This is a genomic window from Prevotella sp. AM42-24 (genome assembly GCF_003461825.1).
GTDB classification, from domain to species: Bacteria; Bacteroidota; Bacteroidia; order Bacteroidales; family Bacteroidaceae; genus Prevotella; species Prevotella hominis.
In genome coordinates, this window is sequence record NZ_QTXV01000002.1 from 17,387 (window position 1) to 35,118 (window position 17,732).

Genomic DNA, 17,732 nt, shown 5'->3' on the forward strand with positions numbered 1-17,732 from the left:
AATGAGCGTCATTGAGGAATGTAAATATAGAAATACAACATTAAAAATATAACCGACAATGGAAAAGAAATTACGTACAGCTTCCATCTGTGTACAGGGAGGCTATCAGCCAAAGAATGGTGAGCCTATTGAAGTGCCTATCATTCAGAGTACAACATTTAAGTATGACAATTCTGAAGAGATGGCTATGCTCTTCGATCTTAAGAAAGAAGGATATTTCTATACCCGTCTCCAGAACCCTACCAATGATGCTGTAGCACAGAAAATAGCACAGCTTGAAGGTGGTGTGGGTGCTGTGCTGACAAGTAGCGGTCAGGCTGCCAACTTCTATGCCGTTTTCAATATCTGCGAAGCTGGCGACCATATCGTGACTTCCAATGAGATTTATGGTGGCACCTTCAATCTCTTCGGTGTAACACTCAAGAAACTCGGCATAGAATGTACATTCGTCAATCCTAACGATAGCGAGGAAGAAATCCAGAAAGCATTCCGTCCTAACACCAAGGTTGTCTTCGGCGAAACCATCAGCAACCCTGGATGTGCCGTTCTTGATATCGAGAAGTTTGCCCGCATCGCCCACAAAAATGGTGTTCCACTGATTGTTGACAATACTTTTGCCACTCCTATCAATTGCCGTCCTTTTGAATGGGGAGCTGACATCGTAACTCATTCTACCACCAAGTATATGGATGGAACTGCATCTCAGGTGGGTGGTGTAGTAGTAGATAGTGGTAACTTCGACTGGATGGCGAATGCTGAAAAGTTCCCAGGTCTTTGCACACCAGATGACAGCTATCACGGTTTGACATACGTGAAAGCATTTGGCAAGATGGGTTATACCACTAAACTTGTAGCTCAACTGATGCGCGATCTCGGAAGTATCCCAGCCCCAATGAACTCATTCATCCTCAACCTGGGTTTGCAGAGTCTGCATCTGCGTATGCGCCAGCACTGTGAGAATGCTCAAAAGGTGGCAGAATTTCTGCACAACGATCCTCGCGTAGCTTGGGTTCATTACAGTGGACTGAAAGACGATGCCTATTACGAACTTGCTCAGAAATACATGCCAAATGGTACCTGCGGTGTCATCGCCTTTGGTTTGAAGGGTGACCGTGAAACAGCTATCAAGTTCATGGATTCGCTCGATATGATCAACATCGTGACTCACGTAGCGGATGCCCGCACCTGCGTACTTCATCCTGCCAGCCATACCCACCGCCAATTGACAGATGAGCAGTTGAAAGAAGCTGGCGTAGCTCCAGACTTGATCCGTCTCTCAGTAGGTATTGAAGATGTGGAGGATATTCTGGATGATATCAAGCAGGCTTTAGACAAGATATAATATAAGCACACCCTATAATGTTGCTTAATTCATAAGACAGAAAAGCATTTCCTATGAGGTTTCGATAAAAAAGAAACTCTTGGTCTTTTTCAACGTTCTGTCCTATCCATGATAGCCCTCGACGGCTCATGGGAGATTGTCCGTGGATAGACAATCTCTCATGAGCCACTTTTCTTTGCACAAAAGTACAAAGAAAAGTGAATCATGGTAAAATGTTTAACATATCTTTTGAAGAGTTTCTTGTTCTTTCGGAAAATTATCCTTATTTTTGCAGAACAATATAAAAAAAGGTGTAAAAATATGGTAGAGAATCAATCAACGAGCATTCGAAAATATCCCAAGCGCATCCCTTACGGCCTGATGAACTTCAAAGCCGTCATCGAGGATGACTGCTATTATGTCGACAAGACTCCATTCGTGGAGAAAATAGAAAGAGCCAACAAGTTCTTCTTCTACCTCCGCCCTCGCCGATTCGGCAAGAGCCTTACTCTCTCCATGCTTGAGCATTACTACGACATCAATCGAGCAGGCATCTTCGACAAACTCTTCGGTCATCTCTACATCGGTCAACATCCCACACCCGAGCACAACAAATATCTTGTCATCAAACTCAACTTTTCAATAGTAAATGCAGAACTAAATGACTATAAAAAGGGATTAGACGACCATTGTCGCATAGCCTTTAATTTTTTCTGCGATGTATATGCGCAATATTTGCCGAAAGGCATCAAAGAAGGTATGAACCAACTGGATGGTGCGGTCAAGCAACTGAACTTTCTGTGCCGTGAATGCGAGAAGACCAATGCCAAGGTGTTCCTCTTCATCGACGAATACGACCATTTCACCAACAAGATTCTTGCAGAGCCCAACTGTCTGGACAAATATCGCAAAGAGACTCATGGCGAGAGATACTTGCGCACTTTCTTCGACACGATCAAGGCTGGTACAGATTCTACCATCGCCCGTGTATTTGTAACAGGAGTCAGCCCTGTCACATTAGACGACCTGACCAGTGGATTCAACATCGGCACCAACTACACTCTGAGTGCCCAATTCAATGAACTGACGGGATTCACGGAGAAAGAAGTGCGTGACATGCTCGAATACTACTCCACCCAATATGAGTTCAACCATACCATCGATGAGTTGATAACCATCATGAAGCCATGGTACGACAACTATTGCTTTGCACTCAAGAAGTACGGCAAAGTGACGATGTATAACTCCAACATGGTACTTTACTTCATCGACAATTATGTGAACAATGATTGTGAGGTGCCCGACCACATGATAGACGAAAACATCCGTACCGACTACAACAAGCTCCGCATGCTCATCCGCAGAGACAAGGAGTTTGCCCACGATGCCTCTATCATCCAGCTACTGGTGCAGCAAGGTTACATCACAGGCGAACTCAAGTCGGGATTTCCTGCCGAGCTGATAGGCAATCCCGACAATTTCGTCAGCCTATTGTTTTACTTCGGAATGGTCACCATCGACGGAACATACAAAGGAAAGACCAAATTTATTATTCCAAACGAGGTTGTACGCGAGCAGCTATTTACTTATCTGCTCGATACCTACAAAGAAAACGACCTCTCATTCGACAGCTACGAAAAGAATGAGTTGGCAAGCAATCTTGCTTATGATGGAAAATGGAAGGCATACTTCCAGTACATTGCCGATAGCCTGCATAAATACGCCTCCCAACGAGACCATCAGAAAGGGGAGTATTTTGTGCATGGCTTCACGCTTGCTATGACTTGCCAAAATCAGTACTATCGTCCTATCTCCGAAAAAGATACTCAGGAAGGATATGCTGACATATTCCTATGTCCGCTGCTCGACATCTATAGCGACATGACCCACTCTTATATTGTGGAACTCAAGTACGCCAAATCGAAAGATACTGACGCACACATCCAACAGCTTTTCAAAGAAGCCGAGGTTCAAGTGAACCGCTACGCTCAAAGCGAAGTGGTCACTTCCGCCGTGAAGACCACCCAACTTCACAAGATTGTCGTCATTTACAGAGGTACTGAGATGGTGGTGTGCGAAGAAGTTAATAATCAATAACTCCCATTTACATTTTCTCTCTTCACCCAGCCATATTCAAATAGGAATAAGCGTTATTCAAGTTGAGAATAAACGCTATTGTTGTTAAGAAAAAAAAACTCAAATAAAATTAAATACAATGATTAAAGCAATGATTTTAGCTGCAGCTGCACTCACGATGAGTACCACTACAGTTGATGCACAAACTATGATTCAAAAGAATGAGATCAAGGTAGAAAACCACCTGATGACTCCTGAGGCTCTCTGGGCTATGGGACGTATCGGTGCAGCCGAGGCTTCACCTAACGGCAAGCAAATCGTTTATCAGGTAGGTTATTACAGTGTGAAAGAAAACAAAGGCCACCAGATGTTATTCGTCATGGATGCCAACGGTAAGAACAAAAAAGCACTCACCACTGATGCCAAAAGCGAAAGTGATGCTGCCTGGATAGCCGGTGGACAAAAGATTGCTTTTCTCCGGGAGGGACAGCTCTGGAGCATGAACCCAGACGGAACCGATCGCAAGCAGTTGACCAACGATAAGTTAGGCATCGAGGGATTCAAATTCTCTCCAGACGGCAAGAAGGTCATCCTCATCAAGGAGTTGCCTTATCATGGCACCATCAAGGAGAATCCTTCAGACCTGCCACTCGCCACTGGTCGTCTGGTAACAGACATGAACTATCGCCACTGGGATCACTACGTGGAGAGCATATTGCACCCTTTTGTTGCTGATGTCACAGAAAACGGCACCATCAACGAGGGAGAAGATATTCTGAAAGGTGAACCATTCGAATGTCCTATGGCACCATTCGGCGGTATCGAGCAGTTAGCCTGGAGCCCTGATTCAAAGACTATCGCCTATACCTGTCGCAAGAAAGAGGGCGTTCAGTATGCCATCTCTACCGACTCTGATATCTACCTATATAATATAGGTACACGCGAGACCAAGAATCTCTGCAAGGAGGCTGGTTATGTAGAGCCAAAGATTGATGCAACCAAGAGCATGAAGAATCAGGCTGTCAATGCTCCTGAAAATCTGAAAAACAATCCTGGTTACGATACCAATCCACAATTCTCTGCTGATGGTAAGTACATCGCATGGCAAAGCATGGCACGCAATGGTTATGAAAGCGACCGCAACCGTCTTTGTGTTTACGAACTGGCTACGGGTAAGAAAAATTATGTATCAGACAAGTTTGACTCCAACGTAGAAGGATTCGTATGGAACAAGGACAACAAGAGCCTTACTTTCATCGGTGTTTGGCACGGAACCCTGAACCTCTATCAGGCCAACTTCAAGGGCGAAGTTAAACAGATCACCAACGACTGGGCTGATTATGGTAGCGTAGCTTTGGCAAATAATGGCAACAAGATTCTCGCTACCCGTGCAAGCATGAGTCATCCTACCGATATCTATATCGTTACCCCTGGTAAGGATGCCAAAGGTACTAAGGTAGAACAGATTTCTCACGAGAACGACCATATTCTGAACCAGTTGAACCTCGGAAAGTGCGAACAGCGTTGGGTAAAGACTACAGATGGTAAGCAGATGTTGGTATGGATTATGTTGCCATCCAATTTTGATGCTACCAAGAAATACCCTACCCTTCTCTTCTGCGAAGGTGGTCCTCAGAGTCCAGTAAGTCAATTCTGGAGCTATCGCTGGAATATTCAGATCATGGCTGCCAACGGTTATGTAGTGGTATTGCCTAATCGCCGTGGTCTTCCAGGTTTCGGTAGTGAATGGAACGAGGAAGTCTCTGGCGACTGGACCGGTCAGTGTATGAACGACTATCTCTCTGCTATCGATGATGCAGCAGCCAATCTGCCATACGTAGATAAGGATCGCTTAGGTTGCGTCGGTGCAAGTTTCGGTGGTTTCTCTGTTTACTATCTCGCCGGCCATCACAACAAGCGTTTCAAGGCATTCTTTGCTCACGATGGTGCTTTCAACTTGGAGAGCATGTACACAGACACAGAGGAGGCATGGTTCTCTAACTGGGAATATGAGGATGCTTATTGGAATAAGGACCTGAGTGGAAATGCCAAGAAGACTTACGAGAACAGTCCTCACAAGTTTGTTGATAAATGGGATACTCCTATCCTCTGTATTCATGGAGAGAAAGACTATCGCATCAATGCCAATCAAGGTATGGGAGCTTTCAACGCTGCCCGTATGCGCGGTATTCCTGCAGAACTTCTCATCTATCCTGACGAGAATCACTGGGTTTTGAAACCACAGAATGGTATTCTTTGGCAGAGAACATTCTTCAACTGGCTTGATAAATGGTTAAAGAAATAAATCCTTTAGTTTTTTAAAAGCTAAAATCTCAAAAAAACAGGGAATCCTCTTTCACGGGGATTCCTTTTCTTCTTAATCACAATCTTACTTGTATGAAAAAGCTATTACTATATTTGACCTTGACTATATTCTTCGGACATGGAGCCTATGCCCAAAGAGCATGTCTATCCAAACTTTCTCCTATGCTCCGACACTATGTTTTAGAGGAACGCGAGAAAGAAAAACAAACCGTCAATCTTGCCAAAATACATGATGTCAAAGCAAAGAAAACAATAACAGGCATCCCCTCTCCCATGACTACTGCTTTTATCAAAGTGTTGGGAGACGGAAAAAAAGTGCTACACCAGCATGGTGGCAAGGTTTGGGCCAGATATGGTAATATATACATCGCTACGATTCCGCTGAACTCTGTATCCCGTCTATCATCATTACCAGAGATACAACGCATCGAAGCCAACATGAACCCGAAATGTACTTTAGATTCTGTCATCATTCAGACCAATGCTTTACCCGTATATGAAGGTAGGAATTTGCCACAGGTCTATACAGGAAAAGGCGTAGTAATGGGCATTATGGATATCGGTTTCGACTTTACAAATCCGAATTTCTACAACCCACAGATGACAGATTATCGCATCAAGGCTTTTTGGGATCAGATATCTTCAGACACCTTACAGAGTACATTGCCTGTAGGCCGCGAATATATCGGAAAAGAACATCTGCTTGCATTAGGATGTTCGAGAGATGGATATGATAATTCACATGGTACACATACCTTGGGAATAGCAGCAGGAAGCGGATGTGAAGGAGTGGCTTCAGATATTCCTGGCAAATACCACGGCATGGCATACGAAAGCGATATTTGTCTGGTAGCAAATGCGACATCCGAAAATGCTGCATTGATTGATTCTTCCCAAACTTATAAATTTACTTATGCCATGGATGCCTTAGGATTCAAGTATATCTTCGATTATGCGGATCAGGTAGGTAAACCATGCGTCATCTCATTTAGCGAAGGAGCTGGACAGGATTTTGATGGAACAGACTTGCTATATGGCGAGATTTTAGATAGTCTGCCCCGCATTCCCGGTCATGTATTGGTATCTTCAGCCGGCAACAATGGTCAACAATATTACTATATGCATAAGCCATTGGAAAAAGAAAGTGCGGGCTGTTTTGTGAATAGTGCCAAACCATACGTCTATCACATCGCCAAATCATCTCAGCCATTTACTTTGCGCACCACCATTTATGAAGAAAGAACGCATCCTCATATCTTTGATGTGAATACCGAAAAGATTTTAGCTACTGCCGACTCTACCCTGATTGACACAGTAGAGGTGGCTGGAAAAAGGTATGTCATGATGATGGGGGCATACCCTTCCTGTTATCAGAAAGAAGAAATATGCTATGACTGGATGGTGAAAGCCTTAGACGAAAAAAATGTGGGTTTAACCAACTATATAGCTTATCAGGTAATGGGCAAAGACGCAGACGTTCAAGTATATCATGGTTCGGGCAATATGTATATCTGCTCTGTAGATCCGTCACTTGCAGACTGCGAGAAGTCGCATAGCATCAATTCCCCTTCATCTTACCCGAGTGTGATCTGCGTAGGTGCCACCATCAACCATACCGGCTATACGGATATAGAGGGAAAATATAAGCAGTCTGAAACACTGTCCATCGGAACACTTGGAGCCTATTCGTCAATAGGACCAACCTTCGATGAACGAATCAAACCAGATGTAATTGCACCGGGCAGTACGGTCATTTCATCCTATAACTCATTCTATGAAGTATGTCATCCCGACAACTGGGACAGGGACACCCGCATTTCCAGTTATACCTATCAGGGAAGAAATTATTTTTGGCATTCCAATAGTGGTACCTCTATGGCTTCTCCGGTTGTGGGCGGAGCAATTGCCCTATGGTTAGAAGCCAATCCGAGTCTAAACAGTCAGGATGTTTTGGATATTATCAAGAAGACGAGCATTCCTTTAGACAAAGAACAAGATATACCAAACAACCACTGGGGTTACGGAAAACTGGATGTTTACCGAGGACTATTGGCTGCTTTGAATCTGGACGGAATATCAGATATCAGTACTTATCTACCTCAAAAAGCTCAAATCGGTATGGACAGGAACAAGATATGCATCAATCTCACAGAAAAAGCCACTCAAGATTTTAGGGTTTCTGTCTATAACTTATCTGGAATAAGAATGAAAGTGGAAAAGATGCAATCAGGAGAAATGGAATATCTATGTGACATATCAGAATTGCCTACGGGCATCTATATCATACAACTATCTGGTTATCAAGCTATTCAAGGATCATCGCTGATACGAAAAAAGTAATTTTCAACCATCATTATAAATAGGTATTTGGATAAAACCCCCATTTTTAGGTATTGCAGCAATCAAAAAAACTTCGTACCTTTGCAATCGTTAAAAGCAGAGGCTTAACCTATAAGTGATAATGTTTCATGCAGATGAATGATTGAACCTTATAGCTGATTTGAAACTTTTAGATGGATTAGTTAAGTTAGATAATAATAATATCGAATCTTGTTCGCTAATTAAATAAAATTCATAATGTTTTTGTATAATAAGCAAGAGGGAGTCCGTGAGGATTCCCTTTTTTGTTTTCTATTGAGATCTATCAAGTTTGAATATAATCAATTTGAAAACAATTAGATTGGAAACAATCATTTTGAAGACAAAAAAAACTGTGTGCCAAAAGCTGACACACAGTTTCTCAAAATTATCTCTCTCTTATTATAATATTTTCTTCTTTTGTTTCAAGAATCATTACTTGATGAGACCACGATTCTTGAGAGTTGCATTGAGCAATATCAAATACTTGCGATACTGCTTCTCAGAAAGAATAGTATGCATGTATTTCAAATCCTTATTAATAGCCTTACCTACCATTGCATCACGCTCCTCAGCTGGAGCAATAGCAGCATTCATCATCTCTGCAGTGAAGTTCTTATGAACATCTGCTACAGCCTCAACCTGATCAATGTTAAGAGACAAAGCATCAGCCAAAGGACCCATCTTGATATTCATGTTGTAAGCAGCTGTTGCTGCTGTTGCACTTGCATTCTCATCTGCTGCAAAAGTAGTTGTCATACTCAACAATGCTACTGCCAAAACTACTAACTTTTTCATAATCTTTTTACCTTTCTTTACTTTGTGAGCCTACCAATTGTGTAAATGATTGGCATTTCCTTACCCGAAGGATTAGCTCGTTTTACATTATCCTAAATTTTTGTCTTTTTCTTTTTGACGATGCAAAGATACGAACTTTCCACTGTGCTCGCAAACATTTTATTAAAAAAGTTGCCAAAACCCTTTCTTTTTTGATTTAAGTCAAAGAACCATCCTCTTTTTTCTAACATATCGTAGCTTTTATTACACTTTTTATTTAAATATGTAAGAAAACAGTATATCTATACAGAATCTTATAAAATAAAGCCTTTTTTATTGTGTTTATAAAATTAGAAACAAAAAATATGGAGTGACTACTATTTCAGTTTTATGAAATTGATAGTGACTACCTTTTTAGTTTATAAAGTAAAAAAGTGTCTACTGAAATCAGGAAAAGTCACCCAAGCCTTGTGGCATCTATGCCCAAAGCTTGGGCAAACCTTGCTCATTCGTATATCTGTGGATTAACAGTATGTAATCAAGAATATAAAGGGGAAATATAGCAAAGTGGAATAATTTCTTTCACATTCTTTGCCGATTGTCGATTTTTTATTGTACCTTTGCAGTCAATGTGCAAACACCTATATATATAATCATGTAGAATAAGATATATGGAAGAACAAAATCATATAGACAAAGCGCTTGCTTTCATGGAGAGTCTGGAAAAGTTAGGCAACCAACTCAAAGCTGCGGAAGAACACCAGAAACATCTCTTAGCTCGCATGCTTGAACTCAAGAAGGAAAATCTGTTGGATTCTGAGGAATATGGACAACTCGCGCAACAAAGCAAGAGCTTGCAAGACATCATTGACAAATGGCGCCCTATTTATCTGGAGCGCATGGAAATGGTAAAAGGAGTTCAGAAAAGAAAAAGAACCAAGAAATAAACCATGTGGTTCTTTGTCCTTTTGGACTTTTCATATACTGGGGTAATCTTCTAAATTATCAATAAAGAAACCACAGTAAAAATCAAAGATCCAAAATTATTAGCAAAAAAAATTAATGGTAAAAAGTGACTATAATAAAATAAAAAATAAATAAAATGGAAGAAACAAAAAACAAATTTATCGTTTTGTCATACTCACTCTATGACACAACTAAAGGTGACGATGGTAACGAAGAATTGCTTGAGAAGACTGCTGACGAGCGTCCTTTCATCTTCGTAAGCGGCATGGGTGCAACTCTCCCTTCATTCGAGGAGCAGGTAGTTAACCTCGAGAAAGGTGCTGAGTTTGACTTCGAATTGACTCCAGACCAGGCATATGGTGAGCATTTCGACGAGCGTGTCATCGAACTCGACAAGCAAATCTTCACTATCAACGGTCAGTTTGATGCTCAGCATGTACAGGTTGGTGCAGTAATTCCTCTCCAGAACGAGGATGGTAACCGTTTCTTAGGTCTTGTATTAGCTATCTCAGAGGACAAGGTTAAGATCGACCTCAACCACCCATTGTCAGGCAAGAAGCTCAACTTCTGTGGTGAGGTTTTGGAAAACCGCGAGGCTACTGCTGAAGAGGTTGCACACATGGCTAAGCTCCTGAGCGGTGAAGGTCAGCAGGGTTGCGGCGGTAGCTGCGAGAACTGCGGTGGCGACTGCAAGGATGGAAATTGCGAAGGTGGCAACTGCGAGGGCGGTTGTGACTGCAATAAATAATCATACAATATGAAGATGGGGCTTTCATGCCCCATTTTTTTCATGACAATAAACCCATAATTTTATGAGAAATACTTTTGGCAATCTCTTCACGCTTACCACTTTTGGCGAAAGCCATGGTATAGCTGTAGGCGGTGTAATTGACGGCTTCCCTGCTGGCATCGAAATTGATATGGATTTCATTCAGAGTGAACTGAATCGTCGCCGACCAGGACAAAGTCATATTACAACTTCCAGAAACGAAGCTGACAAAGTGGAGTTTCTCAGTGGCGTTTTCGAGGGTAAATCCACAGGAACACCTATCGGATTCGAGGTAAGAAACACCAACCAGCATTCACAGGACTACGAGAACATGCGTTGTCTGTTCCGTCCTTCTCATGCAGACTATACTTATCATGAGAAATATGGCATCCGCGACCATCGCGGCGGAGGTCGTTCTTCTGCCCGTATCACCATCGCCAGATGTGTAGGAGGAGCTCTTGCTAAATTGGCACTGCGTCAACTCGGCATCAGCGTCACCGCATACACATCTCAGGTTGGCAATATTGCCCTTGATAGAGACTACCGGAAGTATGATCTTACAACTATCGAAGACAATATCGTACGTTGCCCTGATCAGGAAAAAGCCAAACAGATGGAAGATCTCATCGCCAAGGTAAAATCTGAAGGTGATACCATTGGAGGAGTTATTGCATGTGTTATCAAGGGTTGTCCTGTTGGTTTGGGTGAACCGGAATTCGATAAATTGCATGCACAGTTGGGTGCAGCCATGTTGGGTATCAATGCCGTCAAGGGATTTGAGTATGGAGAAGGATTTGAGGGAGTCACTACTCGTGGCAGCGAACAGAACGATGTATTTATTCCTGCCAAGGAAGGTACTACTCATCAGGCCATTACTCCTACTGACGGACAGGATGTTACTACGACAACCAACCACAGCGGAGGCATCCAAGGTGGTATCAGCAATGGTCAGGACATCTATTTCCGCATAGCATTCAAACCCGTAGCTACGATCTTGACAGAACAGCATACAGTAGATCTGGAAGGCAATCCTACCCTACTGAAAGCCCGTGGTCGGCATGATCCATGTGTCCTGCCTCGTGCAGTACCTGTTGTCGAAGCAATGGCAGCTATGGTCATCCTCGACAATTATCTTTTGAATAAGACCGTGAAATTATAAGGAGTAAGCTTCATCATAGAACGAAGCTTACTTCTTAAGGCAATGAAGCCTACTTCGACAAGCATCGAAGTAGGCTTCATTTTTTCACCCCAAAAGCAGTTATAGGCTATTAAGCCATTATGCCAAAAAGAGACCTACGCTGTCATTTGCTTCAACTTCTTCAAGAGAGCAAACATAACAATAGCACTGATCAAACAGAGCGCAATTAAAATACCCCAATTATACATCAAAGGAATCTTATTCCAAAGCATAGATGGGATTGAGCTCAAATAGTTACCGATTGCTGTAGCTACAAACCAACCACCCATCATCAATCCCTTATACTTAGGAGGTGCTACCTTAGAAACAAAGGCTATGCCCATAGGAGAAAGCAGCAACTCAGCAAGTGTCAAGGTGAAATAGGTGGAAATCAACCATCCAGGAGACAAGATACTTTGGGTGCTGTCACCCAAGGCCATTGGTGAAATCAAATCGGTCGAAGCCAAGGTAATCACACCGAAGCCTAGAGCTGCCACCAACATACCCCAAGCAATACGAGTAGGAGCACTCACCTCCTTGCCCTGCTTGGTGAGCGTACCAAAGAACAGCATACTGAATGGAGTCAATGCGACAACAAAGAACGGATTGAACTGTTGAAAATCAGAAGGCTGACCCATCGTCGGATTTTCCATTCTCATAAACAAAACGATGGCTACCGCCCACAAGACAATAGTAGAAACGCCACAGATAATCTTGTTCTTGCTAGTCTTTGCCTGGAACGACCCAAAACCAGTGTAAACTGATAGAGCGATGAGAGCTAAGCTAAAGATATTAAACCATACGCGCATACCACCACTCACGGTCAAGTTGGTATATTTCTTGGCAAAGAATGTCAAGGCTGAACCATTCTGGTGGAAAGCCATCCAGAAAAAGATGACCACTGCGAAAACTAGCAACAAAGCGATGACACGATCCTTCTCCTGCTTAGGAGTAAGCACCTCGACATTGCCCTCCTGCTCCTTAGCTTGCTTGGCCGTCACATCGGCGTGCTTGAACCAAGAACGACAAGCAAAGTAGATGACAGCAGACACAATCAAGGAAACACAAGCCACGCCAAAGCACAAGCCATAAGCACCATAAAGCGCCCTCAGGTATTCAGGATTGGTATTGGCTGCATCATACACAAAACCATATTGACCGAGATATACATTGGTAATCCACTTTGCCATAGAAGGTGCAAACATAGCACCGATGTTAATTGCCATGTAGAAAAGGCTGAACGCATCGATACGACGCTCCGCATACTTTGGATCATCATACAAATTACCCACAAGCACTTGTAAGTTACCCTTGAAAAGACCCGTTCCCAAGGAAACGCAAGCCAAACCTGCAAACATAGACACCTGACCAGTCGTGTCGGCATCTGTTGGAATTGCCAATCCCAGATAACCTAGGAACATTGTTACAAAACCGATGGTAACACACTTGCCATAACCAATCTTATCGGCAATCATACCACCGAAGAGAGGTGCGAAATAAACTACGGCCAGGAAGATAGCATATACCTGTCCTGCCTGCGACTCAGTCCATCCAAACTTAGCTTGCATGAACAACGTAAAAATGGCGAGCATGGTATAGTAACCAAAACGCTCACCAGTATTAGCCAAAGCTAACGCATAAAGACCTTTAGGTTGATTCTCAAACATAATTATTATAATTAATTTTAATCTGTTTGCAAAGATACGGAAAATCTTTGAATATACAAACAATATGCACTATTTTCATCAATTTTACCTCACTTTTGTTGTGAAATCATGTAACAACTTAGGCACATTTCCAATTCTTTTACTAATTATCTGCCAGATAAAAAATAAAAATATTCAAGAAGATACACAATAAAATCAAACTTTTTCGGTTTATATGACAAAGAAGTTGCAGTTTTTTTTGTAATTTTGCACCCCGAAACAGGTAATATCGGTTTCAGCGATAATAAAACAGATAATTTAATAGACAATTAAATACAGGTAAAAAGATAAATATTTATGAGACAACTTAAGATTAGCAAGAGTATAACCAACCGTTCCAGTGAAGCACTTGATAAGTACTTGGTGGAGATTGGTCGTGAACCTATGGTCTCTATTGATGAGGAGATCGAACTCGCACAGAAGATTCGCAAAGGCGGTCGCGAGGGTGAGCGTGCTAAAGATAAATTGGTGAAAGCCAACCTCCGCTTCGTGGTTTCTGTAGCAAAACAGTACCAGCATCAGGGTCTTTCGCTCACCGACTTGATTGATGAGGGAAATATCGGACTTGTAAAGGCTGCTGAGAAATTTGATGAGACTCGCGGTTTTAAGTTTATCTCATACGCAGTTTGGTGGATTCGCCAGAGCATTCTTCAAGCTATTGCAGAGCAGAGCCGTATTGTTCGTCTGCCACTCAACCAGGTAGGTGCTTTGAGTAAAATCCAGGCTGAGATTAGTAAGTTTGAGCAAGAGCATCAGCGCAAGCCATCCGTTTCAGAATTGAGTAAGATAACCAACATGGAGGAAACTAAGATTGACCAGACCATCAAGGCTGACAATCACCACATGAGTATCGATGCTCCATTCGGTGGCGAGGATGATGACAATGCGATGGTTGACGTGATGGCATCAGGTGATGACACACGTACAGACAAGCAGGTGGATTTCGAGTCAATGAGCAGTGAGTTGAAGCGCGTACTTGACGCTGTTCTCAAACCTCGTGAGCGTGATATTCTCTGCTATTGCTATGGCATCGGATGCCATGAGAAAGGCTTGGAAGAAATCGGAAGCGAGTTCAATCTCACCCGTGAACGTGTACGTCAGATTCGCGAAAAAAGTATTCTGAAGCTTCGCGACAGTGGAAAGATAAAAATTCTCATGAAATACTTAGGATAAAAAAAAAGCTTGGCAAAATTTATTTGCCAAGCTTTTTTATATTTATATTTCTCTATTAACTAAAAAGGGTTCCTTTTACTTCATCAAGTCTTGCCTTAATGCTGGATGAAATTTCCATCCTTATCTATCAGTCCAGACATACCATCCTTGACAGCTTCAAAATAAGGATATTCATCGCGTAAACAAATCTCATCATAGAGGAAGTCTGCAACAATGGTATCATTACCATCAGGATAAACCAACCCCATCTTGCCATTCTTTTCTGCTATTACAGGCATCATGCTCAAGTCGTCATTGTAAATATAGCAAGTACGGAGGAAGTCATACTGAGGCGAAAGCATAATCTCACCCGTATGATTCTTCATACCAAACTTTCCATCCTGCTCAAATACCTCATGATACTGGATATACTTCTCTTTGAGGCGAAGATAATAGAAAATCATCTTGCGCTTGTCATTGACAAATTCCAACATATATTGGAATGTATCACAATAGTTAGCTACAGAGCGAACCAGTATCATCTTCAAATCAAGGCCATCCAGCGCCTTTCTATTCAAGTCAATATACTTGGCTATCGCCTTTTCTTTCTCTGGCAAGGTCAAACTTGCCAAGCGTTCCTCAAACTTGAGCATGGCAGTTTTAGTACCCGACATACCTTTGATATATCGGTGAATCTGTCTTCCCATTTCTGCACAGACGAACTTGTCAATCTCTTGCTGCTCTATCGGGTCAGCATACTCTTTTATAAGAGCTTCAGGTGTCGTGTTCATGGTTAGTCCTTTCTTTTTTATAGATGTTCCTCATCCCACCAATAGGATGAGAGAACATCCGGGTTTATAATTATTTAGTACTCAATATCATTCAAATATGATTTCTGAAAAAATGCATCAGAAAATCAGCAGACCTTATCAGAGAAAAATTATTTCTTGATATTAGGCTTCTGCAAGCCATATCCCTTGCGCTTATCTTCCAGCATAAGAAGAATGGAAATCAAGATAGCCACTACACCGAAACCTGCAAAGATAGTCATTGTCTCCGTATAGTCTATCACGCCATTAGCCGCCGTGTTAGCCTGATTAACCTTACCAATCCAAACTGGAACAAGAGCCAAGCCGATATTCTGAATATAGAAGATAAGAGCATAAGCAGAACCTAAGAATTTCATCGGGATAATCTTAGGTACGGATGGCCACATGGCAGACGGAACCAATCCGAAAGCAACACCTAAGATAAGCATCATGATGATAGCCACCACGTATGAATCCATTGGCAAAGCAAATACGACATGAACCAAGGTCAAGAGACAACTGCCGATAAGCATCAAGGTTGCACCTTTACCATATTTATCATATATACTACCAAAAAGTGGAGTCAGGATAATAGTACCATAAGGCAGCATAGCTGGAATAAAGCCAGCTACATCTTCACTTACTCCATACTTGAAAATCATCAACTTGGTAGCAAACTTCAGGAATGGGAACACACCTGCATAGAACATGAGGCAGAGCACTGCGACATACCAGAAACCTGTAGTCTTCACCAAACCAGCCAAATCAGAGAACTTGAATCCCTCTTCCGATTCCGTTTCAACAGCAGCAACAGATGCATCTTCCTTCTTATCCATCACGCAATAAACAAGATAAACCATGATACCAGCACAAAGCAGGGCAAGACCTAAGCCTACAGAAGCAGAAACGCTACCCATCATCTTGGCAAACGGAAGAGAAGCACTCAAGGCTGCAGCTGTACCCAGACGAGCCAAAGCAACCTGCACACCCATCGCCAAAGCCATTTCGTGACCAGTAAACCACTTAGCAAGTATCTTGGTTACTGTAACTCCACAAATCTCACTACCTACACCGAAAATAGCAAAACCAGTAGAAGCAAGTACCACTTGGGTCTGATATTCACCAAAGAAAGGCACAGCGATAGTACCCGTAAACTGATTGCTAACCGCATACCATTTTACCAACGCACCAGCAAACATCAATAATGTAGCAATCACACCAGTAAAACGGATGCCAAACTTATCCAAGATAATACCACCAAAGAATAGGAGCAGAAGAAACACATTGAAGAATCCATATGAACCAGAAAAGAATCCATATTCATCTGATGTCCATCCGAGTCCTAAGCCACCATCCTCTTTAGCAGCTGTCAAAAGCGGCTCCAATGGTGACATTACGTCTGTAAAAAAGTAGCCAAACATCATGGTGATAGCCACGATCAGTAAGGCTGACCAGCGAGCTGACTTAGAGTCGCTCAGTTTCTGTTGAAATTTTTCTGTAGTTGTCATTAATCTATATATTTATTATTTTCTCTTTACATCCTTGGTTTTTACGATATCAAAAAGATATGATACTTTGAACACAATCTGACCGAAATTACTTTTTCCAAAGAAATCCTTCTTGGAAGAGCCATAGATGTTGCCCAATCCATAGTAATAACGAGCCTCAGCCAGGAAATGTCCTACCTTCGGGATACTATATTCTGCACCTAAGCCTAAAGCTATACCATAGTCAAACTTATTCTCCACAGCCATCGTATCCTGCGCCATAATGTTATTCACCCTGTCATTATCCGTAGCTGGCAGGTGTTTCGGATCGAAGTTGGTCTTCGTAGATTCACTGAGATAGAATCCGAACTGAGGGCCCGCATTAACGAAGATATTCAGTCCACGTGTTTCTCTACCCCATGCTAAATGTGCAAAGATGGGAACCTGAACATAACTGATGGTACGCTCGTATGCCATCGGTTCACCCGTATTGGTGATGATGACTGGTGCATTTTCGATATCCAGAATTTTCTCCTTCCATCCTGCCTGAGCGAAATTCACCTCTCCATAGACAGAGCAGATACTCTTGAAATATTTCTCGCAAACATATCTGAAAGAGAAACCACCGGTCAGTCCTCCATGTTGGCTTTGAGGAATACTGGGAGTAAAGCCCACGCTACTCATCAAGTAACCACCATTTACACCTATAGAGAAGTCATTGCGATGTTCTCCGATCTGAGCCTTTGCTGTCATACCGCCCAGCATCAGAAACATCACCAATATCTTAATTGCTTTCATTTACTTATCTT

The 17,732-nt window shown here is 42.3% G+C and carries 13 protein-coding genes; 8 read left to right on the forward strand and 5 right to left on the reverse strand.

Going from position 1 to position 17,732, the window contains the following annotated elements:
• Nucleotides 1-58: 58 nt before the first annotated feature.
• The 4 genes from DW917_RS00990 to DW917_RS01005 all read left to right on the forward strand — a co-directional run bounded on the left by DW917_RS00990 (nucleotide 59) and on the right by DW917_RS01005 (nucleotide 8,062).
• A complete protein-coding gene (locus DW917_RS00990; RefSeq protein ID WP_022327554.1) occupies nucleotides 59-1,342 on the forward strand; it encodes an O-acetylhomoserine aminocarboxypropyltransferase/cysteine synthase family protein in 1,284 nt (427 codons plus the stop codon).
• A 300-nt stretch (nucleotides 1,343-1,642) separates the two neighbouring features.
• The gene (locus DW917_RS00995) at nucleotides 1,643-3,418 is read left to right on the forward strand and encodes an ATP-binding protein (RefSeq protein ID WP_118115632.1); all 1,776 of its coding nucleotides are present in this window, start codon (nucleotides 1,643-1,645) and stop codon (nucleotides 3,416-3,418) included.
• Between the two features lie 118 nt (nucleotides 3,419-3,536).
• Nucleotides 3,537-5,702, forward strand: coding sequence for a S9 family peptidase (locus DW917_RS01000; protein ID WP_118115634.1), 2,166 nt, complete (start codon nucleotides 3,537-3,539; stop codon nucleotides 5,700-5,702).
• Between the two features lie 92 nt (nucleotides 5,703-5,794).
• Nucleotides 5,795-8,062, forward strand: a complete 2,268-nt coding sequence (locus DW917_RS01005; protein ID WP_118115636.1) for a S8 family serine peptidase — start codon at nucleotides 5,795-5,797, stop codon at nucleotides 8,060-8,062.
• Between the two features lie 453 nt (nucleotides 8,063-8,515).
• Here DW917_RS01005 and DW917_RS01010 read toward each other — a convergent pair whose 3' ends face one another.
• The gene (locus DW917_RS01010; RefSeq protein WP_118115638.1) at nucleotides 8,516-8,878 is read right to left on the reverse strand and encodes a hypothetical protein; all 363 of its coding nucleotides are present in this window, start codon (nucleotides 8,876-8,878) and stop codon (nucleotides 8,516-8,518) included.
• Nucleotides 8,879-9,528: 650 nt separating this feature from the next.
• Between DW917_RS01010 and DW917_RS01015 the strand changes: the two genes are divergently transcribed.
• The 3 genes from DW917_RS01015 to aroC all read left to right on the forward strand — a co-directional run bounded on the left by DW917_RS01015 (nucleotide 9,529) and on the right by aroC (nucleotide 11,751).
• On the forward strand, nucleotides 9,529-9,804 hold the full coding sequence (locus DW917_RS01015) for a hypothetical protein (RefSeq protein ID WP_022111685.1): 276 nt from the start codon (nucleotides 9,529-9,531) through the stop codon (nucleotides 9,802-9,804).
• 155 nt (nucleotides 9,805-9,959) lie between these two features.
• Entirely contained in the window at nucleotides 9,960-10,571 is a 612-nt protein-coding gene (locus DW917_RS01020) for a peptidylprolyl isomerase (RefSeq protein ID WP_022111686.1), read from the forward strand.
• Between the two features lie 64 nt (nucleotides 10,572-10,635).
• Nucleotides 10,636-11,751, forward strand: a complete 1,116-nt coding sequence (aroC, locus tag DW917_RS01025) for a chorismate synthase (protein ID WP_118115640.1) — start codon at nucleotides 10,636-10,638, stop codon at nucleotides 11,749-11,751.
• 134 nt (nucleotides 11,752-11,885) lie between these two features.
• Here aroC and DW917_RS01030 read toward each other — a convergent pair whose 3' ends face one another.
• Entirely contained in the window at nucleotides 11,886-13,436 is a 1,551-nt protein-coding gene (locus DW917_RS01030) for a peptide MFS transporter (RefSeq protein ID WP_118115642.1), read from the reverse strand.
• 336 nt (nucleotides 13,437-13,772) lie between these two features.
• Here DW917_RS01030 and DW917_RS01035 point away from each other — a divergent pair, with 336 nt between their 5' ends.
• On the forward strand, nucleotides 13,773-14,648 hold the full coding sequence (locus tag DW917_RS01035; protein ID WP_022111689.1) for an RNA polymerase sigma factor RpoD/SigA: 876 nt from the start codon (nucleotides 13,773-13,775) through the stop codon (nucleotides 14,646-14,648).
• Nucleotides 14,649-14,743: 95 nt separating this feature from the next.
• Here DW917_RS01035 and DW917_RS01040 read toward each other — a convergent pair whose 3' ends face one another.
• The 3 genes from DW917_RS01040 to DW917_RS01050 all read right to left on the reverse strand — a co-directional run bounded on the left by DW917_RS01040 (nucleotide 14,744) and on the right by DW917_RS01050 (nucleotide 17,721).
• Nucleotides 14,744-15,418: a hypothetical protein gene (locus DW917_RS01040; protein ID WP_118115644.1), complete on the reverse strand. Its 675-nt coding sequence runs from the start codon at nucleotides 15,416-15,418 to the stop codon at nucleotides 14,744-14,746.
• Nucleotides 15,419-15,567: 149 nt separating this feature from the next.
• A complete protein-coding gene (locus DW917_RS01045; protein WP_118115646.1) occupies nucleotides 15,568-16,944 on the reverse strand; it encodes an MFS transporter in 1,377 nt (458 codons plus the stop codon).
• A gap of 15 nt (nucleotides 16,945-16,959) precedes the next feature.
• Entirely contained in the window at nucleotides 16,960-17,721 is a 762-nt protein-coding gene (locus DW917_RS01050; RefSeq protein ID WP_118115648.1) for a porin family protein, read from the reverse strand.
• Nucleotides 17,722-17,732: the final 11 nt, after the last annotated feature.